We start from the raw sequence: 2,649 nt of genomic DNA on the forward strand, positions 1-2,649 counted from the left end.
GACGAAGATGCGCTGCACCTCCGGATAGCTCGCCGCCCGCATGATCAGCCGCTCGTGGGCCGGGGTGAATTTCTCCGGATCGACGAACAGCGTGCCGTCGTTCTTCAGCACGGATTGAGCGGAGATGTCTTCCCGCTCGCGCAGCGTCAGTTGCCGGTCGGGCATCGGGTTCAGCCAGATATCGGCGTCGAGCCCCACCTGATGCGAGGCATGGCCGGAGAGCATCGGTCCACCGCGCGGCTGGGAGATGTCGCCGACCAGCAGCCCCGGCCAGCCATCATATTGCGCGGCCTCGCGCGACAGTTTCTTGATCAGCGCGATGGTATCGGGGTGGCCGAAGCGGCGGTTGCGCGAGAGCCGCATCGCCTGCCATGTCGGCCCGTCGATCGGCAGCGCCTCGGCCCCGGCGAGGCAGCCCTTGGAATAAAAGCCGATCGATTGCGGCTTGCCGGCGGTCGGCGCGGTTTCCGACGCAAACAGTACCTTGGCGGGCGGCGGGAAATCCTCGGCAACGGCGGAAGATGCCGTCATCGCAAGGGCGAGGACCGCGGACAGGGCTTTGATCCACCGCATGCTGTTACTCCCTCCATGCCGCGCGTTCTGGCCGAAACGACAGGCGCAAAACCCGCTGCCACCATGTTTTCGCGAAATGGCCACTTGTGCACCCATGCCGATATTTGCTTATTCTTGTTGCGGAAACGAGAAAAGCAAGCACGCAGAAGGCAAAAACCATGTGGATAAAGGCTGCTCGGGCGATCGTGATCGCCGTCGCGGGGCTTTCAGCCCCCCCTGTTCTGGCTGAGGACAATGGCGGCGGCGACTGGCATTATGCCACGGCGCTGACCGGGAGCCCGCAATACGCGCAGGATTTCGCGCATTTCGACTACGCTAATCCGGAAGCGCCGAAGGGCGGCGAGTTGAAGCTTTCGGCAACCGGCACCTTCGATTCGCTCAATCCCGTGCCATATGGCGGCAACAAGGCGATCGGTCTTGGGCTGGTGTTCGAAACGCTAATGACCTCGTCTCAGGACGAGATCAACGCGATGTACGGCCTTCTGGCCGAGGCTTTCCGCTACCCCGAGGACCTGTCCTCGGTCACCTACAGGCTGAATCCGCAAGCGAAATTCTCCGACGGCGAGCCGGTGACGCCGGAAGATGTCGTGTTCTCCTTCGACAGCTTCAAGAAGCTGAACGCCCAATATGCCAATTACTACCGCCATGTGACCAGCGCCGAAGCGACCGGCGAGCGCGAGGTGACGTTTCATTTCGACGAGACGGGAAACCGCGAACTGCCGCAGATCGTCGGTCAGCTTCTGGTCCTGCCCAAGCACTGGTTCGAGGATGAGGACGGCCCTGTCGTCCACGACATCTCGGCCAGCACGCTGGAGAAGATTGTGGGCTCGGGCCCCTATGTGGTCGACACCGTCAATCCGGGTTCGTCGATCACCTATCGCCTGAACGACGATTATTGGGGCAGGGACCTCAACGTCAACGTCGGGCGCAACAATTTCGGCACGGTGAAATATCTCTACTTCGCCGATCTCGACGTCGCCTTCGAGGCCTTCCGCGCCGGCACCTTCGATTTCTGGGTCGAGACCCGGGCCAAGCGCTGGGCGACCGGCTATAATTTCCCGGCGGTGAAGGACGGTGACGTCACCCGCGAGGCGGTGCCCAATCCGCTGCGCACCGCCGGCATCATGCAGGCGCTGGTGCCCAACAACCGCCGCGCGCCGTTCGATGACAAGCGGGTGCGCGAGGCGCTGATCTACGCCTTCGATTTCGAGACGATCAACAAGAACCAGTTGAGCGACGCCTATGCGCGCGACAATTCCTTCTGGTTCGGAACCGATCTGGCCTCATCCGGCCTGCCCAAGGGCGAGGAATTGCAGATCCTCGATTCCGTGCGCGATCTTGTGCCGCCGGACGTGTTCAACAAGGCCAACAAGCTGCCGGTGGGCGGCACGCAGGAGGAGGCGCGCGCCAACTTGCAAAAGGCTTTCGAGCTTCTGAGAGAGGCCGGATTTGAAAGACAGGGCGGCAAGCTGGTCAACAGCGAGACCGGCGAACCCTTCGCCTTCGAAATCCTGCTTGATAATCCCACCCTTCAGGTCGTCGTGTTGCCCTATGTCGAAAACCTGCGCAAGCTCGGCATCGACGCGACGGTCCGCGTTGTCGACACCTCGCAATACCAGAACCGGGTGAATGACTTCGACTATGACATGATCTGGGAACTCTGGGCGCAGTCGCTGAGCCCGGGCAACGAGCAGTTCAACTATTGGGGTTCGCAATCGGCCGACCAGCCGGGCTCGGAAAACTATGCCGGCATTTCCGACCCCGGCGTCGACGCGCTGATCCAGAAAATTGTGTTCGCCGATGACCGCGACACGCTGGTCGCCGCCACCAAGGCGCTCGACCGGGTGCTGCTCGCCAATGACTATATCATCCCGCTCTACTATTCGCGCGACTACCGCATCGCCTACTGGAACAGGATCACCCACGGCGAATTCCCCGAATACGGCCTCGACTTCCCCGCCGGCTGGTGGTCGACGGAGGCGGAATGAGGGTGCGGTTTGGCGGCGGCGTAGTGGATTTTTTGCGCAAGAACATCCAAGACCTCCAAACAATCTCCCCCCTTGAGGGGGAGATGTC

At 61.8% G+C, this 2,649-nt stretch carries 2 protein-coding genes; one reads left to right on the top strand and one right to left on the bottom strand.

Annotated features, from left to right (window positions below; all coding sequences use genetic code 11):
• Nucleotides 1-573 (bottom strand): penicillin-insensitive murein endopeptidase (locus B4E36_RS19940; protein ID WP_345900737.1); only part of this gene is annotated, 573 nt, incomplete at its 3' end.
• A gap of 158 nt (nucleotides 574-731) precedes the next feature.
• Between B4E36_RS19940 and B4E36_RS19945 the strand changes: the two genes are divergently transcribed.
• Nucleotides 732-2,561 carry an extracellular solute-binding protein gene (locus B4E36_RS19945; protein WP_345900738.1) on the top strand — a complete coding sequence of 610 codons (1,830 nt, stop codon included), beginning with the start codon at nucleotides 732-734 and terminating at the stop codon, nucleotides 2,559-2,561.
• Nucleotides 2,562-2,649 lie beyond the last annotated feature (88 nt).

Origin of the sequence: Martelella sp. UBA3392, from assembly GCF_002358775.1 — a bacterium.
Lineage (GTDB): Bacteria > Pseudomonadota > Alphaproteobacteria > Rhizobiales > Rhizobiaceae > Martelella > Martelella mediterranea.